Origin of the sequence: Deinococcus wulumuqiensis R12 (genome assembly GCF_011067105.1) — a bacterium.
Lineage (GTDB): Bacteria > Deinococcota > Deinococci > Deinococcales > Deinococcaceae > Deinococcus > Deinococcus wulumuqiensis.
The window spans coordinates 1,257,195-1,277,906 of the sequence record NZ_CP049357.1 but is presented as its reverse complement, the minus strand read 5'-3'; the positions used below and the strand labels follow the sequence as shown (position 1 = coordinate 1,277,906).

Annotated in this window: 18 protein-coding genes; 9 read left to right on the top strand and 9 right to left on the bottom strand. The window is 68.7% G+C overall.

Annotated elements, in window-relative coordinates; translation table 11 throughout:
* Positions 1–195: 195 nt before the first annotated feature.
* Positions 196–720: a pyridoxamine 5'-phosphate oxidase family protein gene (locus tag G6R31_RS06305; RefSeq protein WP_017869958.1), complete on the top strand. Its 525-nt coding sequence runs from the start codon at positions 196–198 to the stop codon at positions 718–720.
* Positions 721–829: 109 nt separating this feature from the next.
* Here G6R31_RS06305 and G6R31_RS06300 read toward each other — a convergent pair whose 3' ends face one another.
* Positions 830–1,699, bottom strand: a complete 870-nt coding sequence (locus tag G6R31_RS06300; protein WP_026138707.1) for a prephenate dehydratase — start codon at positions 1,697–1,699, stop codon at positions 830–832.
* Between the two features lie 91 nt (positions 1,700–1,790).
* On the opposite strand from G6R31_RS06300, the gene G6R31_RS06295 reads away from it, so the two are divergent.
* From G6R31_RS06295 to miaB, 4 genes are all read left to right on the top strand, one after another.
* Entirely contained in the window at positions 1,791–3,302 is a 1,512-nt protein-coding gene (locus G6R31_RS06295) for a DUF4127 family protein (RefSeq protein ID WP_164993969.1), read from the top strand.
* 39 nt (positions 3,303–3,341) lie between these two features.
* Positions 3,342–3,836, top strand: a complete 495-nt coding sequence (locus tag G6R31_RS06290) for a cation:proton antiporter regulatory subunit (protein WP_017869955.1) — start codon at positions 3,342–3,344, stop codon at positions 3,834–3,836.
* A gap of 31 nt (positions 3,837–3,867) precedes the next feature.
* Positions 3,868–5,019, top strand: coding sequence for a cation:proton antiporter (locus tag G6R31_RS06285; protein ID WP_017869954.1), 1,152 nt, complete (start codon positions 3,868–3,870; stop codon positions 5,017–5,019).
* Positions 5,020–5,182: 163 nt separating this feature from the next.
* Positions 5,183–6,562: a tRNA (N6-isopentenyl adenosine(37)-C2)-methylthiotransferase MiaB gene (miaB, locus tag G6R31_RS06280; RefSeq protein ID WP_025568067.1), complete on the top strand. Its 1,380-nt coding sequence runs from the start codon at positions 5,183–5,185 to the stop codon at positions 6,560–6,562.
* 241 nt (positions 6,563–6,803) lie between these two features.
* Here miaB and G6R31_RS06275 read toward each other — a convergent pair whose 3' ends face one another.
* The 5 genes from G6R31_RS06275 to G6R31_RS06255 form a co-directional block, all read right to left on the bottom strand.
* Positions 6,804–7,622 carry an enoyl-CoA hydratase/isomerase family protein gene (locus G6R31_RS06275; RefSeq protein ID WP_225983231.1) on the bottom strand — a complete coding sequence of 273 codons (819 nt, stop codon included), beginning with the start codon at positions 7,620–7,622 and terminating at the stop codon, positions 6,804–6,806.
* Between the two features lie 297 nt (positions 7,623–7,919).
* Complete coding sequence (locus G6R31_RS06270) at positions 7,920–8,396, bottom strand: transcription elongation factor GreA (RefSeq protein ID WP_025568143.1); 477 nt, start codon at positions 8,394–8,396, stop codon at positions 7,920–7,922.
* A gap of 54 nt (positions 8,397–8,450) precedes the next feature.
* Positions 8,451–9,524: a type IV pilus twitching motility protein PilT gene (locus G6R31_RS06265; RefSeq protein WP_025568144.1), complete on the bottom strand. Its 1,074-nt coding sequence runs from the start codon at positions 9,522–9,524 to the stop codon at positions 8,451–8,453.
* Positions 9,525–9,535: 11 nt separating this feature from the next.
* Positions 9,536–10,477, bottom strand: coding sequence for a pantoate--beta-alanine ligase (gene panC, locus G6R31_RS06260; RefSeq protein ID WP_017869949.1), 942 nt, complete (start codon positions 10,475–10,477; stop codon positions 9,536–9,538).
* Positions 10,470–10,838 (bottom strand): phage holin family protein, encoded by a 369-nt coding sequence (locus tag G6R31_RS06255; protein ID WP_017869948.1) that lies wholly within the window; start codon positions 10,836–10,838, stop codon positions 10,470–10,472. The genes panC and G6R31_RS06255 overlap by 8 nt, the downstream gene beginning before the upstream one ends.
* A 123-nt stretch (positions 10,839–10,961) precedes the next feature.
* Here G6R31_RS06255 and G6R31_RS06250 point away from each other — a divergent pair, with 123 nt between their 5' ends.
* On the top strand, positions 10,962–11,546 hold the full coding sequence (locus G6R31_RS06250; RefSeq protein ID WP_017869947.1) for a hypothetical protein: 585 nt from the start codon (positions 10,962–10,964) through the stop codon (positions 11,544–11,546).
* A 234-nt stretch (positions 11,547–11,780) separates the two neighbouring features.
* Here the strand turns inward: G6R31_RS06250 and G6R31_RS06245 are convergent, their stop codons facing one another.
* The 3 genes from G6R31_RS06245 to G6R31_RS06235 all read right to left on the bottom strand — a co-directional run bounded on the left by G6R31_RS06245 (position 11,781) and on the right by G6R31_RS06235 (position 14,991).
* Positions 11,781–12,911: a vWA domain-containing protein gene (locus G6R31_RS06245; protein WP_017869946.1), complete on the bottom strand. Its 1,131-nt coding sequence runs from the start codon at positions 12,909–12,911 to the stop codon at positions 11,781–11,783.
* Positions 12,912–13,005: 94 nt separating this feature from the next.
* Entirely contained in the window at positions 13,006–14,028 is a 1,023-nt protein-coding gene (locus tag G6R31_RS06240; RefSeq protein WP_017869945.1) for an ATP-binding protein, read from the bottom strand.
* Between the two features lie 147 nt (positions 14,029–14,175).
* Positions 14,176–14,991 carry a hypothetical protein gene (locus G6R31_RS06235; protein ID WP_017869944.1) on the bottom strand — a complete coding sequence of 272 codons (816 nt, stop codon included), beginning with the start codon at positions 14,989–14,991 and terminating at the stop codon, positions 14,176–14,178.
* A gap of 117 nt (positions 14,992–15,108) precedes the next feature.
* Between G6R31_RS06235 and aroE the strand changes: the two genes are divergently transcribed.
* Genes aroE through G6R31_RS06220 form a run of 3 tightly spaced genes read left to right on the top strand, consistent with a single transcriptional unit; the run spans position 15,109 to position 20,671 of the window.
* Complete coding sequence (aroE, locus tag G6R31_RS06230; protein WP_229659257.1) at positions 15,109–16,017, top strand: shikimate dehydrogenase; 909 nt, start codon at positions 15,109–15,111, stop codon at positions 16,015–16,017.
* Positions 16,014–19,490 carry a PAS domain S-box protein gene (locus G6R31_RS06225; RefSeq protein ID WP_017869942.1) on the top strand — a complete coding sequence of 1,159 codons (3,477 nt, stop codon included), beginning with the start codon at positions 16,014–16,016 and terminating at the stop codon, positions 19,488–19,490. The genes aroE and G6R31_RS06225 overlap by 4 nt, the downstream gene beginning before the upstream one ends.
* A complete protein-coding gene (locus G6R31_RS06220) occupies positions 19,487–20,671 on the top strand; it encodes a hybrid sensor histidine kinase/response regulator (protein WP_017869941.1) in 1,185 nt (394 codons plus the stop codon). The genes G6R31_RS06225 and G6R31_RS06220 overlap by 4 nt, the downstream gene beginning before the upstream one ends.
* Positions 20,672–20,712 lie beyond the last annotated feature (41 nt).

Genomic DNA, 20,712 nt, shown 5'->3' with positions numbered 1-20,712 from the left:
TGGGCCATGAAGAGGCTGTTCAGAGCTTATGGCCCATAGCTCATGGCAAGGAAAATATGGCTCCTTGGCAGCCAATACGGACCTACTCTCGGCAAAGGCGACACAGAGCCGCTGCCTCTCATCCATCCTGACGCAAACCTTAAAACGGTAATCAGGCCCTCAGACCCCCCGGCACCCTCTGCCGATGCTCGGGGCATGAGTGACCAGACCATGAACCGTGAGCAGCCGTCCCGTGAGCAGGCCGTTGGGACCGTCGCCGGACTGATCAAGGACATCAAGTTCGCCATGCTGGTGACCACCACCGACGAAGGCCACCTGCACGCCCGCCCGATGACCACGCAGCAGACCGAGTTCGACGGCGACCTGTGGTTCATCGGGGCCAAGGACAGCGAGGCGGTGCACGACATGCGGGCGCGGCCCCAGGTCAACGTGAGCTACGCCGACACCGGCAGCAACAACTACGTGAGCGTTCACGGCACCGCCGAACTGGTCGAGGACCGCGCCAAGCTCGACGAACTGTGGAGCGACATGTACGACATGTACTTCGAGGGCGGCAAGGAAGACCCCAACGTGCAGCTCATCAAGATTGACGCCCGCGGCGCCGAATACTGGGAAAGCGGCGGCAAGGTCCGCACCCTGTTCGCCCTCGCCAAGAACCTGATTCCCGGCCAGAAGGCCGAAGCGGGCGAACTGGGCAAGAACGAGACCGTCGAGCTGTAGAGGGCTGATGGCCGATGGCAGATGGCAAAAAGCGGGGGGCGGGCTGGGTGTGCCTGCCTCCCTCTTTTTGTTTGGCCCTCTGCTCTCTACTCTTTGCCCTCCGCCCCCCTCACTCCACCGTTCCCTGCGCCGCCGGGTAACTGCCGATAATCTTGGCGTAGCTCGCCTTGAGCAGCACCCCGGCGAGGGCCTGGGCGACCTGCGGGTCACTGGCGCGGCCCTCGATGTCCACGTACATCAGGTAGCTCCAGGCGCGGTCACGGCGGGGGCGGCTCTCGATGCGCGAGAGGTTGAGGCCGCGCAGTTCGTTCAGCGTCTCGACCAGAAAACCGGGGGTGTGGCGCACCGCGAACACGAGGCTGGTTTTGTGCGGCACGTCCGGCGCGGCCTCGGCAGGGGCACGGCGCGAAAGGACCATGAAGCGGGTGAAGTTGAACGGCTCGTCCTCCACCTCGGTTTGCAGGATGTTCAGGCCGTAGAGTTCGGCGGCGCGGCGGCTGGCGATGGCGGCTTCGTCGCGGGCGCCGCGCTCGGCGAGGTCCTTGGCGCTGCCCGCCGTGTCGTGTTTGGCGAGCGGCTGCCAGCCGTGCTTGCGAATCAGGTGGGTGCACTGGTCGAGCGCCGGTTGCTGACTGCCGACCTTGCGGATATCCCCGAGTTCGACCCCCGGCAGCGCCATCAGGCAGTGGGTCACGCGCACCACGACCTCGCCGGTCACGTGCAGCTCGGTTTCGGTCAGCAGGTCGATGGACTGGTGAATCGCGCCCATCAGACTGTTTTCCACCGGCAGCACGCCGAAATCCGCTTCTCCCGTTTCGACGGCCCGCACGGTTTCGTGAAAGGTGGGGTAGCCCCGTGTTCCGCGCACCTGCGGCAGAGCGTTCAGCGCCGCAATTTCGCCGTAGCTGCCGGGGTTGCCCTGAAAAGCCACCACCGGTCCTGTCTGCTCCGTTGCCTGCGCCGCCTCGCTGCCTCTCATCCGGGGAGGCTAGCGCGGGGCCAGGGGAAAGGGCGCGGGGAGGTCTAGCAGCGTGCAGGCCGGGAAACGCGCTTCCGGTAGCTTGGGGCGTATGCCCCGCCTTCTGCTCGTGCCGCCCGACACCCGCCCGCCCACCCTCGACCTGCCGGTGTCGCTGGGCCGCATGACCGGGGCCGACATGCGGGTGCCGCCCGCCGGGGCGCTGCCGCACTTTTTCACCCCCGGCGACACGGACGCGCTCGCCGACTGGCTGCGGGCCGAGGGGGGACAGGCCGACGCCCTGGTCGTGTGCCTGGAAACCCTGTGTCTGGGCGGCATGATTCCGGCGCGGCGGGTGGCCGACCCGCTGGACACGGCGCTGCGCCGCCTGGAGGTGCTGCGCGAGCTGAAGGGCAGGCACCCGAAGCTGCGCATCTACGCCTTCGGGGTGGTGGTGCGGGTGGCGCACGACAACGACCCGCACGAGGAAAAACCCTACTACGGCGACTGGGGGCGCGAGCTGCGGGCCTACAGCACCGCCTTCGACCGCCATGCCCGGCACGGCGAGGGCGAACGCGCTGGCCTGGACGCCGCCCGCGCCGCCGTGCCCGCAGACATCCTGGCCGACTGGCTGGGCACCCGCGAACGCAACCGCGCCCTGCACCTCGCGGCGCTCGACCTGCTGGCCGAGGGGGTGTTGCGGCACCTGTGCGTCACGCTGGACGACACCTCCGAGTACGGGCTGGCCGCCTACGACCGCCGGATGCTGGAAGCGCGGGCGGACGAACTCGGTGTCTGGGACCGCTTCGACACCTACCCCGGCGCCGACGAGGTGCCGTGTGCGCTGCTCACGCGGGCGCTACGTGAGGGCCTGCCGTCCGCCCGCGCCTGGGTGCGCTACTCCGGCACGCTGGGCGCGGGGGCAGGGCTGATCTACGAGGACCGTCCCGCCGGGGAACTCGTCGCCGCGCACCTGCGGGCCGCCGGGTGCGTGCCCGCCGACAGCATGCAGGAGGCCGACTTCATCCTGGCGGTCAACACGCCGGGGCGGCGGCAGGCGAACGTGCAGCCCGACCTGGCGACGGTGGACACACCGCACCGCCACCTGCCGGCCTTCGTGGACGCGCTGCGGCGGGACCTCGCGGCGGGGCGGGCCGTGTCGCTGGCGGACATCGCCTACCCCAACGGGGCCGAGCGGCGGCTGTGGGGGCTGCTGCGCGGGTTTCCGCTGGCGGGGCTGGCAGGCTACAGCGCGTGGAACACGGCGGGCAACACGCTGGGCAGCGCGGTCGCCTTCGGTGCCCTGAGTCCGCTGGTGACGGACCGCGCCGAACACGCCGGGGCGCTCTTTTCGCGGCTGGTGGACGACGCGCTGTATCAGGCGTTCGTCCGGGCCGAAGTGCGCTCGGCGCTGGACCGTCCCAGTCCCTTCGACCTGGGCGAACAGTACCCGCAGGCCGAGCAGGAGCTTCGGGACAGGATGGGTCCCCGCGTGCAGAATCTCTGGGACACCCACTTTGCCCATCTGCCGCTCGAATTCAGTGTGCAGCCCGCCCGCCTCGCCTGGCCGCGCCTGTTTACCGGGGTCTTTCCGCTGACGGTGCGCGAAAAGCCCTCTGCCTGACCGCCTGACCCCCGCTGACCTTGCGGCTATGCTGGTCTCATGGTCAGACTGGAAGAAACGTCCCTGCCCGGCGTGGGGATGCGCTACGACTTCGACGGACGCTTCGGCAAGCGCGTGGGCGTCATCGTTCACCGCGACGGGCGGCGCGAGATGTTCGTCTCGCTGCGTGAGGACCCCGACGCCTGCGCCCAGAGCATCACGCTCGACGAGGGCGAGGCCGAGGTGGTGGCCGACCTGCTCGGTGGCAGCACCGTGTCGCGCCGGGTGGGACAGACCATGCAGGACATCGAGGGGCTGGCGATGGACTGGCTGCCGCTGGAGCGGGGCAGCCCCTTTGCTGGGCGCGCGCTGGGCGACTCGCAGATGCGCACCCGCACCGGCACCAGCGTGGTCGCGGTGATGCGCGCCGGGCAGGCGGTGCCCGCGCCGGGGCCGGAGTTCGTGCTGGAAGCGGGCGACACGGTGGTGGTGGTCGGCACGGCAGGCGGGGTGCGCCGCGCCGCCCGGCTCCTGAGCAGCGGAGCGGAGCATTGACCCGTCCTGAGCAGAGGCGGCGGTCCGGAACATGCTAGGCCGCCTGTTTCTGGAACTCGGCACGGTCATCCTCGCGCTGGCGCTGGTGGGCCGCGCCGCCGGGCGGCTGGGCATCACCCCGATTCCGCTGTACCTGATGGCGGGCATCGGCCTGGGCACCGTCATGCACCTCGACGACACCGCCGAGAAGTTCATCCACACCGGGGCGGAAATCGGCGCCATTCTGCTGCTGTTTATCCTGGGGCTGGAATACACCAGCGACGAACTGCGCACCAACCTGCGGGCCAACCGCCGCATCGGGCTGCTCGACCTCGCGCTCAACTTCACGCCGGGGGTGGTGGCCGGGGCGCTGCTCGGTCTGCCGCCGCTCGCCTGGGTGCTGCTCGGGGGCATCACCTACCTCACCTCCAGCGGCATCGCCTCCAAAATCCTCTCGGACCTGGGTCGCCTGGGCAACCGTGAAACGCCGACCATTCTCGCCGTGTGCGTCATCGAGGACGTGGTGATGGCGTTTTACCTGCCCGTCGTGGCGGCGCTGCTCATCGGCGGCAGCCTGCTCACGGTGGGGGTCAACCTCGCGCTGGCGCTGACGGCGTTCGGGGTGACCTTTTTTCTCGCCATGCGTTACGGCCACGTGCTGAGCCGCGTGCTCAACGTGCCCAGCGACGAAACGCTGCTGCTCGGCGTGCTGGGGCTGGTGCTGGTGGTGGCGGGCGCCGCCGACCTGCTCAAGGTCAGCGCGGCCATCGGCGCCTTCCTCGTCGGCATCGCGCTCTCGGGCGAGGTCGCGCACCGGGCGCGGGCGCAGATCGAGCCGCTGCGCGACCTGTTCGCCGCCGTGTTTTTCCTCTTTTTCGGCCTGCAACTCGACCTGGCGGCGGTGCCGGACGTGCTGCTGCCTGCCGCGCTGCTGGCCCTCGTGACTGCCGTGACCAAATTTCTGGTCGGCTGGCACGGCGCCGCGCAGGCCGGGGTCCAGAGCCGGGGCCGCTTTCGCGCGGGCACCACCCTGATCCCCCGGGGCGAATTCAGCATCCTGATTGCGGGCCTGGGCCTGGGTCTCGCTCCGGTGCTGGGGCCGCTCGCCGCCGTCTACGTGCTGCTCACCGCCATCATCGGCCCGGTGCTGGCCCGCTTCGACGCGGCCCTGGCCCCCCGTGTGGCGCGGGTGTTGGGGGGGTAGGGGGCAGAGGCGAGGGGGGAGGGGAAAGGGCAGGGAGCGGCGTTTCTCGTTTGCTTCGCCGGGGGAAGGCTGAAACACGCTATCCTCCCAAGTCGCCCCCGCCCCCTCCCGGCGGCCCAGGCACGCGGCCCCGGAATCCCTCCGTCAGGCCCGAGGAGAAGTCATGAAGGCACACCTCATCACCTACGGCTGTCAGATGAACGAGTACGACACGCACCTCGTGCAGTCCCAACTCGTTTCTCTCGGCGCCGACATCGTGGAGTCGCCCGACGAGGCCGACTTCATTCTGGTCAACACCTGCGCGGTGCGCGGCAAGCCGGTGGACAAGGTCCGCTCGCTGCTCGGCGACCTGCGCAAGCAAAAGGCCCAGCGTTCCCTCGTGGTGGGCATGATGGGCTGCCTCGCGCAGCTCGAAGAGGGCCAGCAGATCGCCCGCAAGTTCGAGGTGGACGTGCTGCTCGGCCCCGGCAGCCTGCTCGATATTGGTCAAGCTCTGGAGAGCAACGAACGCTTCTGGGGCCTGCAATTCAAGGACGAACTGCACGACCACATTCCGCCCCCGCCCAGCGGCAAGTTGCAGGCGCACCTCACCATCATGCGCGGCTGCGACCACCACTGCACCTACTGCATCGTGCCGACCACGCGCGGGCCGCAGGTCAGCCGTCACCCCGACGACATCCTGCGCGAACTCGACATGCAGCTCGCGGCGGGGGTGCGCGAAGTCACCCTGCTCGGTCAGAACGTCAACGCCTACGGGGTGGACCAGGGTGCCAGGCTGAAGGGCTACCCGAGCTTCGCCGACCTGCTGCGCATGGTGGGCGCCAGCGGCATCGAGCGCGTCAAATTCACCACCAGCCATCCCATGAACTTCACCGAGGACGTGGCGGCGGCCATCGGCGAGACGCCCGCCATCTGCGAGTTCGTGCACCTGCCGGTGCAGAGCGGCTCGGACCGGGTGCTGCGGCGCATGGCCCGCGAGTACAACCGCGAGAAGTACCTCACCCACATCGCGCAGATCAAAAAGCACATCCCTGACGTGGTGCTCGCCACCGACATCATCGTGGGCTTTCCCGGCGAAACCGAGGAAGACTTTCAGGACACCCTCTCGCTCTACGACGAGGTGGGCTATGACTCGGCCTACATGTTCATCTACTCGCCGCGTCCCGGTACGCCGAGCTACAAGCACTTTCAGGATCTGCCGCGCGAACTCAAGACCGAGCGGCTCCAGCGTCTGATCGCCCGGCAAAAGGACTGGTCCGCCCGCAAGAACGCGCAGAAGGTCGGCACCGTCCAGCAGGTGCTGCTGCGCGGCGACGCCCACGACTCGGGGTTTCTGGAGGGTCACACCCGGGGCAACCACCCCACCGTCGTCCCCAAAGCCATCGGCGCGGACGGCGCGGGCATCTATTCGGTCCGCATCGACCACGCCACGCCGCACATGATGTACGGGCACATCCTCGGCCCCGACGGTCAACCCCTGCCCGAACAGCCGCGCTTCAACCCCGAAGCGGCGGCGGTGAGCGGGGCGCTCCCGATGCTGTAATACGGTTTCAAATGGAGTCCCGGACATGTCCGGGCGCAATTTTGCGCGGAGCGCATGGAAAAAATACGATTTTAAGGAGATGGACGGGCATCCGGCGCCTTTCCGGATGTTCGGGAATCGGATTAAAACCGTATAAGGGCGGCAGGAAATAAGGCGCAGAGGCCGAAGCTTCTGCGCCCTTTTCTTATCCGCTGCTACGGGTGTGAGCGGAGCTGTGGGAAATCTATTCTTTGAACCCCTCTTACTCGCCCCTGAACTCGGGTTTGCGCTTTTCCAGAAAGGCCCGCGTGCCTTCCTTGAAGTCGCTGGTGGCGAAGGCCATGCCGAACAGGTCGGCCTCGATTTCCATGCCCGCTTCGAGGTCGGTGGCGAGGCCCCGCCTTACTGCTTCCTTGACCAGCGAGATGGCGAGCGGGCCGTTTTTGATGATCTGCTCGGCCACTTCGCGGGCCTTTTGCAGCGGGTCGTCGGCGACATAGTTGACCAGACCCATGCTCAGGGCTTCCTCGGCGCCGATCTGCCGGGCGGTGAGCATCAGGTCCAGGGCGCGGCCTGCCCCGATCAGGCGCGGCAGGCGCTGGGTTCCGGCAAAACCGGGCAGCAGCCCCAGCGTCACTTCAGGCAGCCCCATCCGGGCACGCGGCGAGGCGATGCGAATGTCGCAGCACAGCGCCAGCTCCAGCCCGCCGCCGAGCGCGTAGCCGCCTATCGCCGCGATCACCGGAATCGGCAGGTTGCTGATCTGCGTCATGGCGTCTTGCCCCAGCAGCGACATGTCGCGCCCGGCAAACGGTCCTTCCAGCCCCGCCAGCTCGCTGATGTCGGCCCCCGCCACGAACGCCTTGTCGCCCGCGCCGGTCAGAATCAGGGCGCCCACCTCGGGGTCGTTGGCGATCATCTCGGCGGCCATCGCCAGTTCGCTGAGGGTGGTGCCGTTCAGGGCGTTGAGCGCCCCCGGACGGTTGACGGTCAGCACCGCAATCGGGCCGTGCTGGTCGATGGTCAGGTTCTCGAACTCCATCTCGTCGAGGCGCATGTCGTCCATATCATTCTGGGTCATGCCCGCATGGTGACATGAGTTGAGGGGAAAGGGGAGAAGGTGGGGGAGGGGCCTGGCTCATCCGTTCGCAGGACCCACCGGAAAACGATTGAAAACCCCCCCTCCCGGCGGGAAGGGGGGCCGTGACGGACAGGCGAAGGCTCATACGGATTCTGCTTAATTCCTGCACAGTCAGGAAAGCGCCGCCTGTGCATCCATATCGCGGAATCCGTATTTTTTCCTACTCGCATCCGCTCTGCTGCGCAGCTTTGCAAGTCGGATTGAATCTGAAACTACCAGATTCAATCGGAATGCATATTAGGGGTACTCGACGCTGATGACCTTGAGGCTCACGTCGCCCTTCGGCCCGGGCCACACGGCGCTTTCGCCCTTGCGCTTGCCCAGCAGGGCCTGTCCCATCGGGCTGGCGTCGCTGATTTTGCCCTTGAGCACGTCCACCTCGAAGCTGCCGACGATTTCCAGGGTGCGCTGCTTGCCCTGGGCGTCCTCGACCACCACGCGGGCGCCCACGCCGACGGCGCTGGTGTCGATCTCGTCCTCGTTCATGATCTGGGCGCGTTCGAGCTGCGCCTCGATTTCGGCGATTTTGGCCTCGTTCTCGCTCTGCTGCATCCGGGCCTCGTCGTAGGCCGCACTTTCGCGCAGGTCGCCGTCTTCGATGGCCTTGCCCATGTACTCGCTGATCTGCTCGCGGCGGGTGGTCTTGAGGTACTGCAATTGCTCTTCGAGCCTTTCCTTGCCCTGGCGGGTCATGCGAACGGGTTCCCTGGTCATAACCGAAACAGTATAGGGCAGCGCCCGCCAGACGGCGTGACCGCCCTGCCCGGCCTACAGCCGCCCGCTCTGGGTCAGCCGCAGCCGCAGCTCGTGCGGGCTGGTGGCGGCGGCAAGCGCGGCGTCGAGGCCGATCAGCCCAGCGCGGTAGAGCATCGCCAGATGTTCGTCGAAGGTGTGCATCCCCCGGATGTTGTCCTCGAGCAGCACGTCCTTGAGCAGCGGCGTGCGCTCCTCGTCCTTGACGTACTCCTGCACCAGCGGCGTGCTGATCAGCACCTCGGTCGCGAGCACCCGGCCCACCCCGTCGGCGCGGGGAAGCAGGCGCTGACTCACGATGCCGCCCAGACACTCGGCGAGTTGCAGCCGCACCTGATCGCGTTCGTGCGGCGCGAAGAACTCGGCGATGCGGCCCACGGTCCGCACGGCGTCCTGGGTGTGCAGCGTGCTGATGACGAGGTGCCCGGTCTGCGCGGCCAGCAGCGCGGCCTCCACCGTCTCGCGGTCGCGGATTTCCCCGATCACGATCACGTCGGGGTCCTGGCGCAGCGCGTGCCGCAGGGCGGAGGCGAAGCTGTGCGTGTCCTGCCCCACCTCACGCTGCACCACCAGGCTGCGGCCATTGCGGTGCAAAATCTCGATGGGGTCCTCGATGGTCAGAATGTGATAGGCGAAGTGCCGGTTGAGGTAATCGATGAGGCTGGCGACCGAGGTGCTCTTGCCGCTGCCGGTCGGCCCGGTAATCAGCACCAGGCCGCGTGGCAGACCGGCGAGCTGCTCCATGACCTCGCGCGGCAGGCCCAGCGCCTCGAAACTGGGAATGGTGTCGCCCACCACCCGCAGCACCAGCCCCACCGCGCCGCGCTGCAAAAAGACGTTGCAGCGAAAGCGGCCCAGGCCCGGCACGCTGTACGCCACGTCGAGTTCCTGCTGGTACTCGAATTCCTCGAGCTGCGCCGGGGTCAGCACCGCCTGGGCCAGGGCGCGGGTGTGCTCGGGGGTCAGCGGGTGGGTGCCGAAGGGCAGCAGGCGCCCGTCCACCCGGCCCAGCGGTGGGCTTCCGGCTTGCAGGTGAATGTCGGAAGCGCGGCGGCCCACCAGCTCGCGCAGCAGCTGTTCCAGGGTCATGACGGCGCCCGTCACGCCGGAGTCGGGGCAGACGGGGACGGGGCCGCAGCAGACGCAGCCGCAACAGTCGGGGCCACGCCGAGTGGCATGTTGTCGATCAGGCGCACGCCGAACAGGCGTCCGGCGACCAGCACCCGGTTCAGGGGGTCGTCGGTCAGCCGGGGCACGTCACGCAGGTCCGGCCCCACCACCGCGAGGTAGTCGAGGGCGAGTTCCGGTTCGCTGCCCAGCACGTCCAGCCCGGCCTGCCGCAGCCGCCCGGTGTCGCGCTCGCCGCCCGCGTAGGCAGTCTGCACCGCCCGCAGAGCGCGGGAAAGCACCGTGGCCCGCCGCTGCTGCTCGGGCGAGAGGTAAGTGTTGCGGCTGCTCAGCGCCAGACCCGCGTGCGGCGTGTCTGCGCTTGCCCGCACCGTCGGCACCCCCACGATCTCGGTGTTCAGGTCGAGGTCGCTGACCAGTCGGCGCACCACCGCGAGTTGCTGCCAGTCCTTTTCCCCGAAATAGGCCCGCGTGGGCTGCACGATGTTCAGCAGCTTGAGGACCACCGTCGCCACCCCGGTAAAGTGCCCGGGCCGCGCTGCGCCGTCGAGCGGTTCGCTGACGCCGCTGATCTCCACCCGGGTGCTGAAGCCCGCCGGGTACATCGCGCCCGCCGCCGGATGAAAGACGAAATCGGCGCCCGCCGCGCCCGCCACGCCCAGGTCGCGCTCGAGGTCGCGCGGGTACTTGGCGAGGTCCTCGGTTGGTCCGAACTGCATGGGGTTGACGAAAACGCTCACGACGACCACGTCGCACTCGGCGCGGGCCTGCGCGATCAGGGTCGCGTGGCCTTCGTGCAGGTAGCCCATCGTGGGCACCAGTCCCACCCGGCCCCGGCCCGCGAGCGCGGCGCGGACCTCGGCGGGCGTGGTCAGCAGTCGGGGTAAAGCTGTCCCCTGCCCGGCCTCAGCCACGGCGCCCGTCCAGGCCCAGCGCCGTTACCAGCGCGTCGAGCAACCAGGAAATCAGCGCCAGGACGAGGGCGCCCAGGATGGCGGCGCCGAACCCGGCCACGTTCAGGGCCGTGACCTGCGCGACCAGCCACAGCACGGCGCCGTTGACCACCAGCGTAAACAGGCCCAGCGTCAGCACGTTGACCGGCAGCGACAGCAGCAGCAGCACCGGACGAATCAGGGCGTTGACGATGCCCATGACCAGCGCGGCGAGCACCACACTGACCACGTCGGTGCCAGGAGCGAACGACACCCCGTTGTAGACCCGGCTCAGCAGATACAAGGCCAGGGCGTTGAGCAGCAGCCTGAGAAAAAATCCCATGAGGACAGTCTAGGGCAGTTCTGCGGGTGTTCCGCTCCTTTCTCCGTCCTGCCCCTGGGCTGGAAGGGAGGGCAAGGCGCTGCTTTCGGGGGCGGGGACCGGCGTACTCGTATACTGCCCGGCATGGTTCCCGCCGCTTCCCCCCGCCCGGCCGCGCTGCTCGGTCTGCTGGGCGCCGCCCTGCTCAGCGGCTGCGCCCGCACCGCCGACAACTTCACGCCCCGCATCGTCGTGAGCGGGTCCGACGGGGGCACGGTGGCCCAGAGTGCCCAGGCCGCCGTGCGCGGCTACGTGGTCGACGACGTGGGCGTGGTTCAGATCACGGTGGACGGCAAGCCGGTGCCTATCGAGGGCAGCAACAAGATCGCCAACTTCAAGTTTCAACCTGCCGCCAAAAGTGGCAAGGCGCAGTACACCGTCGCTGCCCGTGACGCCGCCGGACACGTCAGCAAGCAGACGGTGACGGTGCTGGTGGACGCCACCGCCCCGCAAATTCAGATCGGCTCGTACAGTCGCGTGGGCAACCTGATCCGGGTGTCGGGCATCGCCAGCGACAACAACCGCGTCTCGCAGATTCTGATCGACGGCAACCGCCTCAACATCTCACCGGGCCAGAAGGTCGAGTTCTACGCCGAGACCACCGGCGTCTATGCCGACCTGACCGTGATCGACGTGGCAGGCAACAAGGTGACGAAGCGGGCGCAGTGATACGGATTCCGATTGAATCTGGTCGTTTCAGATTCAATCCGACTTGCAAAGCTGCGCAGCAGAGCGGATGCGAGTAGGAAAAAATACGGATTCTGCGATATGGATGCACAGGCGGCGCCTTCCCAACTGTATAGGCCCGACTGTGCAGGAATTAAGCGGAATCCGTATGAGACGAACTGGAGAGTGAGGACCCGGGGCGAAGACCTTGTTCGTGAGCTTCGTCCCCGCCCCGCCCTACTCGCCCAGCCGCAGCACGTCCCCGAACGGAAAGCCCTCGTCTTCCAGTCCGCCGGGCGGCACCACCCACAGCGTCGGCGTGCGCGGGGCCTCGTCGGGAAAGTCGCCGTAGCCGTCGGTGAGGTAAATCAGCACGTCGGGTTCGTGCTGCTCCAGCAACTCGAAGATGGGCCGGAAGTCGGTGCCGCCCCCGCCCTGGGGTGGGGGAATCTCGTCGCCGGGGCGCAACTCGAAGGGGCCGTAGGCTTCGGTGTCGGCGTAGTAGAGGGTCGCCCGAACGTGCGGGTAGGCGCCCAGGACGCCCTGCACTTCGCCCACGAGTGCGCGCACCGCGTCGTCGTCCACGCTGCCCGAGGTGTCCACCGCGACCAGGGCGGTCAGGGTTTCGTCGTCCAGCGCCTCCAGGTACAGCCCCCGGCCCACGAAGCGCCGGTCGAAGCCGCCGAAATCCACTGGGGTCCGCGCCAGAAAGCGCCACAGTTGCGCCCGCCAGTCGAGCCGCGCCGGGGCGAGGCGCTGCAACTCGCGGTGCATCCCGAGGGGGTCGTGGCCCTGGCCCCCGCTCATGGCTTCCACGCTGCGGGCCTGCGCGAGCGCTTGCTGCCACTCGCGGGCCACCTGACGGCCCGGTTTGCCCTGACGGGCCGGGGCGTCGCTGGGCGGGGCGTCGAGCAGGTCGTCGCCTTCCTTGTCGCCCTCGCCGTCCGCTTCGCCTTCCAGCGAGGTGTAGACCTCCTCCACGCTCAGCCGTTCCAGATGCTCGTCGCGGCGCGAGTTGGGGGGGGTGGGCAGCCCGGCGGCGTCCACCATGCCGTTGACGATGAGGTCGGCGGCGCGGTTCCAGCGCTTCTTTTCACGCGGCCCGCGCCGCTCCACATGCGAAAGCGCGGCGTGCAGCACCTCGTGCAGCAGCAGGCCGTCGAGCACGTCGGGCGGCAGGCTGGCGGCGACCTCGGGGTTGAGGTAGACGCGCTCGCCGTCGGTGCCCGCCGCCAGGACTTCCCGCGACGGCACGATGTCGGCGTAGAGCAGCAGCGTGGCGAAAAACGCCGACTTACCGCGCAGCCGCAGCCGGGAACCCGACACGAGGCGCTGAAATTCAGGGGTGATGGGCAGAGGCTGGGTCATGGTGCGGGGGGCGGAGGGTCGGTCATCGTCGGAGACGACGGTAACAACGACATGTACAGGAAGGACATAGACAGGAAGGTCGCCAGCCTCATCCTCAGCCCTCCGCGAGGCTCAGGGCGCCCTGAACCAGTTCGGCCAGCCGGGGGTCACGGCCCAGCAGCCCGGCGAGTTCGCCCAGTTGCCCGGTGGCCTGGAACTTGCTGACCAGTGTGGCGACGTACAGTTGCAGCCACTCGGGTCCGGCGGTCCCGGCCAGCCACTCGAAGGCACGGTAGGCTTCCTCGGCGTCCTGGGCGCGGGCGGCCAGTCCCACCACGGCGGCGTAGCGCACGCTGGGTTCGTCGGGCAGTTTCAGGCCCGCGCCATTGCCGCTCAGAACCGTGCCGAGGTCGGGCAACTGTTCGAACAGCCGCACGAACGCGGCAAACTCGGCGCCCGCCGCTTCCCCGATGGCCGAAGACGCGTCCAGCCCGGCACGGTGCAGGTGCGCGGCCATTTCCCACGAGCGCGGGCTGGGCCAGGCGGGTTGCTGCGGGTCGAGGCGCCACAGCAGTTCCGGGCGGAAGGTCAGGAAAGCCACGACATGCTCGTGCAGACCCCGCGCCAGAGCGTACGAGCGCCACGAGTCGAAGTCGGGCCGCACGGTCAGGTGCAGAAAGCGGTTGGCGAGCGGCGCGGGCATGTCGAACACGCTGGCGCGGTCCTCCTTGCGGTTGCCTGCCGCCCAGACAAACCAGCCGCCTGGCAACTCGTAGCTGCCCACCCGGCGGTCCAGGATGAGTTGCTGCGCCATGCCCTGCATGGTGGGCGGCGCCATGTTCACCTCGTCCAGAAAGAGGATGCCTTTGCCGGAGCGCGGCAGGAACTCGGGGGGATACCAGCGGCTCACGCCACTGCCCTGCCCGTCGGTTTCCGGCACCGGCAGCCCGCGCAGGTCGGTGGGGGCGAGCTGCGAGAGCCGCACGTCCACGAACTCCAGGTCGTGCTGCCGCGCCACCTGCGCCACCACGCTGCTTTTGCCCACACCGGGCGGCCCCCAGATCATGGTGGCCATCTGAAGGTTCTGGCGCACCAGGGCCGAGAGATAGGTTTGAAGGTCTTGCGGGGTCAGGGTCATGGAAAATACCTCGTCAAAGTGGGGGGGCGGGGGAGCAGCCCAGCAGAGGGCGCCGCTTGGGGGCGCGGTCAAAGGGGCCGGGGCACGCCCGAGCACGAAAAACAGTCCCCCCGGAGCGGAAGGACTGCCTCAGAAACCGAGCCGAACTCAGTTCTTGCGGTTGCCGGTGTTGCTGTTGCCCGCGCTGCCCTGACCGCTCTGCTTGTTGGCTTCGGCGTCGGTGCGCAGGTCGAAGGCCCAGCTCTTGGCCTTGGCGTCCACATCGGTCTTGGCGGCCTGGGCGTCCTGCTTGACGTCCTGGGCCTTGTCCTTGACGTCGGCGGCGACCTGCTGCGCCCCGGCCTTCACGTCACGCGCCGTGTCCTGCGCCTTGTCCTTGGCCTGGTCCACGACTTTGGCAGCGTCCTGCTTGACATCCTGGGCTTTGTCCTTGACATCGGCGGCGACCTGCTGCGCTCCGGCCTTCACGTCACGGGCGGCGTCCTGGGCCTTGTCTTTCGCCTGCTCGGCGGCCTGGGCAGCGTCGGCCTTGAGGTCCTGGGCTTTGTCCTGCGCCTTGTCGGCGAGGTCGGCGGCTTCGCGCTTGACATTCTGGCCCACGTCCTGCGCCTTGTCCTTGGCGGCGGCGGCCACGTCCTTGCCCGCGTCCTTGACATCGGCGGCGGCGCTCGACACGGCGGCCTTCACTTCACCGGCGGCGTCCTGGGCCTTCCCCACCACGTCCTGCGCCTTGTCGGCGATGACCGCGCCAGCACTCTGGGCGGCGTCCTTGGTCTTCTCCCAGCCCTTGGTCACGCTGCTGCCCACGTCCTGCGCGGCGTCTTTCAGGCCGAGTTCGGCCAGCTTGGCGTCGAGCGCCTTGCGGTTTTGCTCGCGGCTCAGGTAGTACGCACCGGCACCCACCAGGGCACCGAGCAGCAACAGGCGCTTCACGGGAAAGTGATGTTCATCGCGTTCAAACATACTGAGCAGCCTACGCCCCCCCTCTCATGAAAGGATGAGGCCAGATTAGGGAAGGCTTTGGTCTGACACAGGCTTTTTTACGGAGAGAGTCAGCCTAGGGCCTTTACACTGTGCCGCGTGACTGTGCCCGCCCCTGCTGCGCCTGCCCCTCTGTCCGGCCCGCGCCGCGCTTTTTTGTACGCCGACCCGGCGGCGCACTCGCTCTCGCCCAGGATGCACCGCGCCGCCTTCATCTGGGCAGGCCTGAGCGGCAGCTACGAGGCCGAGCGTGTTCCGCCCGCCGAATTGCCTGCGGCCCTGGCCCGGCTGCGCACCCCCGGCGTTCTGGGGGCCAACCTCAGCCTGCCGCACAAGGAAACGGCGCTCCCGCTGCTCGACCGGCTCTCGGACGCGGCCCGGACCATCGGCGCGGTCAACACCGTGATTCACCGCGATGGTGAGCTGCACGGCGACAACACCGACGCGCCCGGCCTGCTGCGGGCGCTGGAAGACGCCGGGCTGACCGCTGGTCTGGGCGCCGCTGACCGGGTGGTCGTGCTGGGCGCGGGGGGCGCGGCGCGGGCGGCCACCTACGCTGCTGTCGCCCTTGGCCTGGAGGTCTGGGTGGTCAACCGCACCCCGGCGCGGGCACGAGCGCTCGCCGCGAGCTGGCAGGGGGGCGGGCAGGTCCGGGCCGCCGAGCTGGACGAGGTGCCCTGGGCGCAGGTCGGCCTGGTCATCAACAGCAGCAGCGCCGGACTGGACCGCCCCGACGAGACGCCGCTGCCCGACTTCGATTTCGGGCGGCTGCCGTCCCGTGCGGGGGTCTACGACATGGTCTACCAGCCGCGCCGAACCCGGCTGCTGCGCGACGCCCAGGCCGCCGGGCTGCCTGCCGAAAACGGCCTGGGAATGCTGGCACATCAGGCGCGGCTGGCCTTTGCCGCGTGGACCGGGGCAGACGTGCCGGTGTCGGTGTTTCTGGAGGCCCTGAACTCCCCGGATGCCCCAGACGCAGCGCAGCGACCGGGGCCGGAGTCGGCATGAGCGGCCGGGTCAGCGAGGACCGAAAAGGCGGATGGGCGCGGCTGATGGCGCGGCTTTCGCCGTGGATGCACTGGATGCCGCTGATGTTGATGGGCGTGGTGCTGGTGTCCTCGCTCACGGCGGCGGCGCTGGTGTCGCGGCTGACGCATGAGCAGCAGCAGGCCCGCTTTGCCCGCGAGATTACCGCGCACACCTCGGCGCTCAGGGGCCGGGTCGACGGCTTCGGCAAGCTGCTGGTCGCCACCCGCGCCTTCTGGCTGTCGCAGGCGGAGCCGCCGACGCCCCCACGCTTCCGGGCCTTTACCGCCGGGCTGGACCTGGGGGAGCGCTACCCCGACGTGCAGGCGCTGGGGTTCGTGCGCTGGAGCGAAAGCAGCGTCACTCCGGCGCGGCTTTCGCCCAGCAGCCGCTCACCTGTGGAGAACGGCGTCGCAGACGTGGGCATCCCGATTTTTCCCGCGCAGACCTCGCAGCCCTACCGCGCGCTCATCCAGTTCATCGCGCCGCCGACGGCCGTCAACCTGCGGGCGCTGGGGTTCGACATGTACAGCGAGCCTCTGCGCCGCGCCGCGATGGAAGCCGGACGCACCCATCAGGGCATGCACGCCACCTATCCGCTGCGACTGGTGCAGGGAGGCGAAAACGGAACGGCCCAGAGCGGCTTTCTCCTGATGCTGCCGGTGTGGCAGGCCACGGAGGGCCGCGCCGCCACGCCGCAGGGGCAACTGCTGGGGTTCGTGTATCTGGCGATTCGCTCGGCCGAGTTCGTGCGCTCGCTGGATCAGAGTTACGGGCTGGACCGCCCCACCTCACGCATCCTGCTTGCCGGGCGCCCCCTGCTGGGCACGGAGAACACGGGCCAGTCCATGCTGGAAACGTCGCTGCTGGGGCCAGTGTCTCCGCCGGGGCTGGTCACGCAGCCGCCCCTGCAACTGGCCGGGCAGACCTGGCAGGTGTCCTACGCGCCGCCGGCCACCTTCGCCACTGAGCCGCTCAACTGGCTCTCGCCGCTGCTGGCGCTGCTGGGTCTGGTGGCGTCGGGGGTCGCCTTCCTCATCAGCCGCGCCCAGGTGGTCGCCCGCGAGAGTGCCGAGGCCACCACCCGCGAACTCAGCGACCTGGAGCGCCGTCAGCAGCAGGCCCGCGCCGAGTTCGAGGCGATTTTTCAGGCGATGCAGGACGCCGCCGCCTTCACCGACGACCAGGGGCGGGTGCGGCTGGTCAACCGCGCCATGACCGAGCAGTTCCGCACCCCGGCGTCTGAACTGGTGGGCCGGCCCCTGACCCTGCTGCACGTGGACCGGCGGCTGGACGACCGCGCCAGTTTCCGGGCGATCACCACGCCCTACCAGCGCAGCGACGGCACCCGCTTTTACGGCGAGGCGCAGCGCAACGAGGTGTTCGGCCCCGGTCACAGGCTGCTGGGGCACCTCGAGGTCGTGCGTGACGTGTCCGAACGCGTCAGCGCCGACCAGGCCGTGCGCGACGAGGAGCGGCGTTCGCGGGCGATTCTGGACACCATTCCTCACATGCTGTGGGTGAGCAGCCCGCAGGGAGAAACCACCTACGTCAACACGCAGCACCGTGACCGCCTGGGAGGACTGGGCGTGCGCAGCCGACTCGACCCGGCCGACGTGCCCACCTACGACCAGATGTGGAAGGAAGCGTATATCCACCTGAGCAGCGCCCAGAGCACCGTGCAGATCGGTGTGGGGCCGGACGGCAAGCAGCGCCGCTGGTTCGAGGTGCGGGTGGCGCCGCTGCTGGACGAAAGCGGTCAGGTCCGCGAGTGGGTGGCAAGTGCCACGGATATTCATGACCGCGTGCTGGCCGAGCGTGACGCCCAGACCAACGAGGCGCGTTACCGGGGCGTGGTCGAGGGCATGCCTCAGATCGTGTGGCTGGCCGACGCGCAGGGGCAGACCACCTACTTCAACCGCCGCTGGAAGGAGTACGTGGGCGAACAGGACGGCGCCGACCTGATTGCCGCGCTGCACCCGGACGACCGCGCCGAGTACCGCCTGCGCTGGTCACAGGCCCTGAGCAGCGGGCACCCCTTCGAGGCCGAACACCGCCTGCGCAGCGAGCGCGGCGAGTACCGCACCTTCGTGACCCGTGGCCTGCCCATCTGGCGGGGGCAAGACCGGGTGCTCGAATGGGTCGGCACCACCACCGATGTCGACGACAGCGTGTACGCCGAAAATGCGGCGCGGCTGCTGGCCGACGTGACCGAGGCGCTGGTGGTCCGGGCCAGTGACCCGCTGGCGGTGCGCCGCGAGCGTTACGAGGCGGTGCTCGGCCTGCTCACCTCGCGCCTGATGGAAGCGGCGGCGATCTGGACCGTGCCGCGTCTGCAAGCGGGCGAGACGCCGCCGGGCGCGGACGAGCACGTCGTCGAGCTGGCTTCGTGCGCCGTCAACCCCAACTGGCGACTGCTGCATATCGTCAGGGTGGTGCAGCGACTGGCCTACCGCGCGGCGGTCACCCGCGAGCCGGAGTACGTGCTGACCCATCCGCTGCTGCACGCCGTCGAGGTGTCGGGCGGGCTGCTGCAACCGCTGGTGGGGCTGGACGGCACCCTTCACGGGGTGCTGGGGGTGGCCCACCGCCATCCGCTGCACGACCGCGACCACGAACTGATTCTCGAACTCGCCTCGCGCCTGACCACCGCGCTGGAAAACGACGCGCTGCGTGAGCAGGCCGCCAGAGCGCAGCAGGAGTTGCGCCAGCTCAACCAGTCGTTGGAAGAACGGGTGCAGCGCCGCACGCTGGAACTGGAAGAAGCCAACCGCGAGCTGGAGGCCTTCAGCTACTCGGTCAGCCACGACCTGCGCACCCCGCTGCGGCACATCGTGGGCTTCGGCGACCTGCTGCGCAAGGACAGCGCCGAGGTGCTGAGTCCCAAGAGCCAGCGTTACCTGGGGGTCATCACCGACGCCGCCGGGCGCATGAGTGGGCTGATCGACTCGCTGCTGGAGTTTTCACGTATGGGCCGCCAACCGCTGCGTCTGGTGCCGGTCAATCTGGATGAACTGGTGGGACGGGTGTGGCAGACCCTGGAACCCGACCGGCAGGGGCGCGAGGTGCAGCTCACGCTTCAGCCGCTGCCGCAGGTGCCCGGCGACCCGGCGCTGCTCGAACTGGTGTTCCAGAACCTGCTGTCCAACGCGCTCAAGTACAGCCGCACCCGCGAGGTCGCGCGAATCGTGGTGGCCGCCGCCGAGGAAGACGGAGCGGCCCGCATCACCGTGACCGACAACGGCGTGGGCTTCGACCCCAAATACAGCGATAAACTGTTCGGCGTGTTTCAGCGTCTACATCGTGCCGAAGAATTCGACGGCATCGGCATCGGCCTCGCCAACGTGCGCCGGATCGTCAGCCGTCACGGCGGTCAGGTCAGCGGGTCCTCGGTGCCCGGCGAGGGCGCGACCTTCACCGTCGTGCTGCCGCTGCGTCAGGCAGGCGAGTCTTGAGTCCGTCCTTTCCCCCCCTGCGCATTCTTCACCTCGAAGACAGCGAACTCGACCACGAGCTGGTCAGCATGGCGCTGGGCAGTGACCTGGGCCGTGACTTCACCATTCAGCGGGTGGAGGACGAGGAAGGCTTTCTGGGTGCCCTGCGCGACTCGCCGCCGCACATCGTCCTGAGCGACTACGCGCTGCCGGGCTACGACGGCCTGAGTGCGTTTCACGCGGCGCACACGCTGGAACCCAACCTGCCGTTCATCATCGTGACCGGGGCGATGGGAGAGGAGGTGGCGGTCGACACGTTGCGCCAGGGCGTGACCGACTACATCCTCAAGGCGCGGCTCGAGCGCCTCGCCCCCGCCGTGACCCGCGCCCTGGCCGAGGCCGACGCCCGGCTCTCGCGCGAACGGGCCGAGCAGGAAGTCCGCGCCCTGAACGCCAGCCTGCAACTGCGGCTGGAGGAGGTCGAGCGGCTGCGCGGCACCACCGAGCGCCAGAACCAGCGCCTGGAGGTGCAGGCCCGGCAACTCGAGGAAGCGCTCAACCTGCAAAAGACCTTTCTGGCCGAAACCAGCCACGAACTGCGAACCCCGCTCACCGCGCTGCTGGGCTACCTGCGCCGCGCCGAACGTGAGGCGGGAGGCTCGCAGGTCCTGCAAGACGCGCAGCGCGTCGCCGAGAACATGACCCGGCTGGTCAACGACCTGCTGCAACTCTCGCGCGGCGAACTCGTCCAGAGCATCGAGATGCATTTCGTCAACCTGGGCAACGTGCTGCGGCAGGTCGGACGCGACTACGGCGTGCAGGCCGACGTGCCCGACTGCGAAATCGTGGGGGACCCGGGGCGGCTGACCCAGGTGTTCGCCAACCTCGTGAGCAACGGCATCCGCGTCAGCGGCGGCCCCGACAAGGTCAGGATCGAGCTGCGGCTGCGTCCCGGCGAGGTCGAGGCGCTGGTGATCGACCACGGCCCCGGCGTGCCCGACGACATCAAGCCGCGCATCTTCGACAAGTTCTACCGGGGCAAGGAAGCAGGCTCGGCGGGACTGGGCCTGACCATCGCGCAGCAGGTCGTGACCGCGCACTCGGGCGCCATCGACGTGTTCGACACCCCCGGCGGTGGGGCCACCTTCCGCGTTCGCCTGCCCCTGCCGGACGACGCCGACGAGGACGAGGACTTCGCCTGACCGGGAAGTCGTTCAGGTGAAGCGCAAAGGTCAGTAGCAAA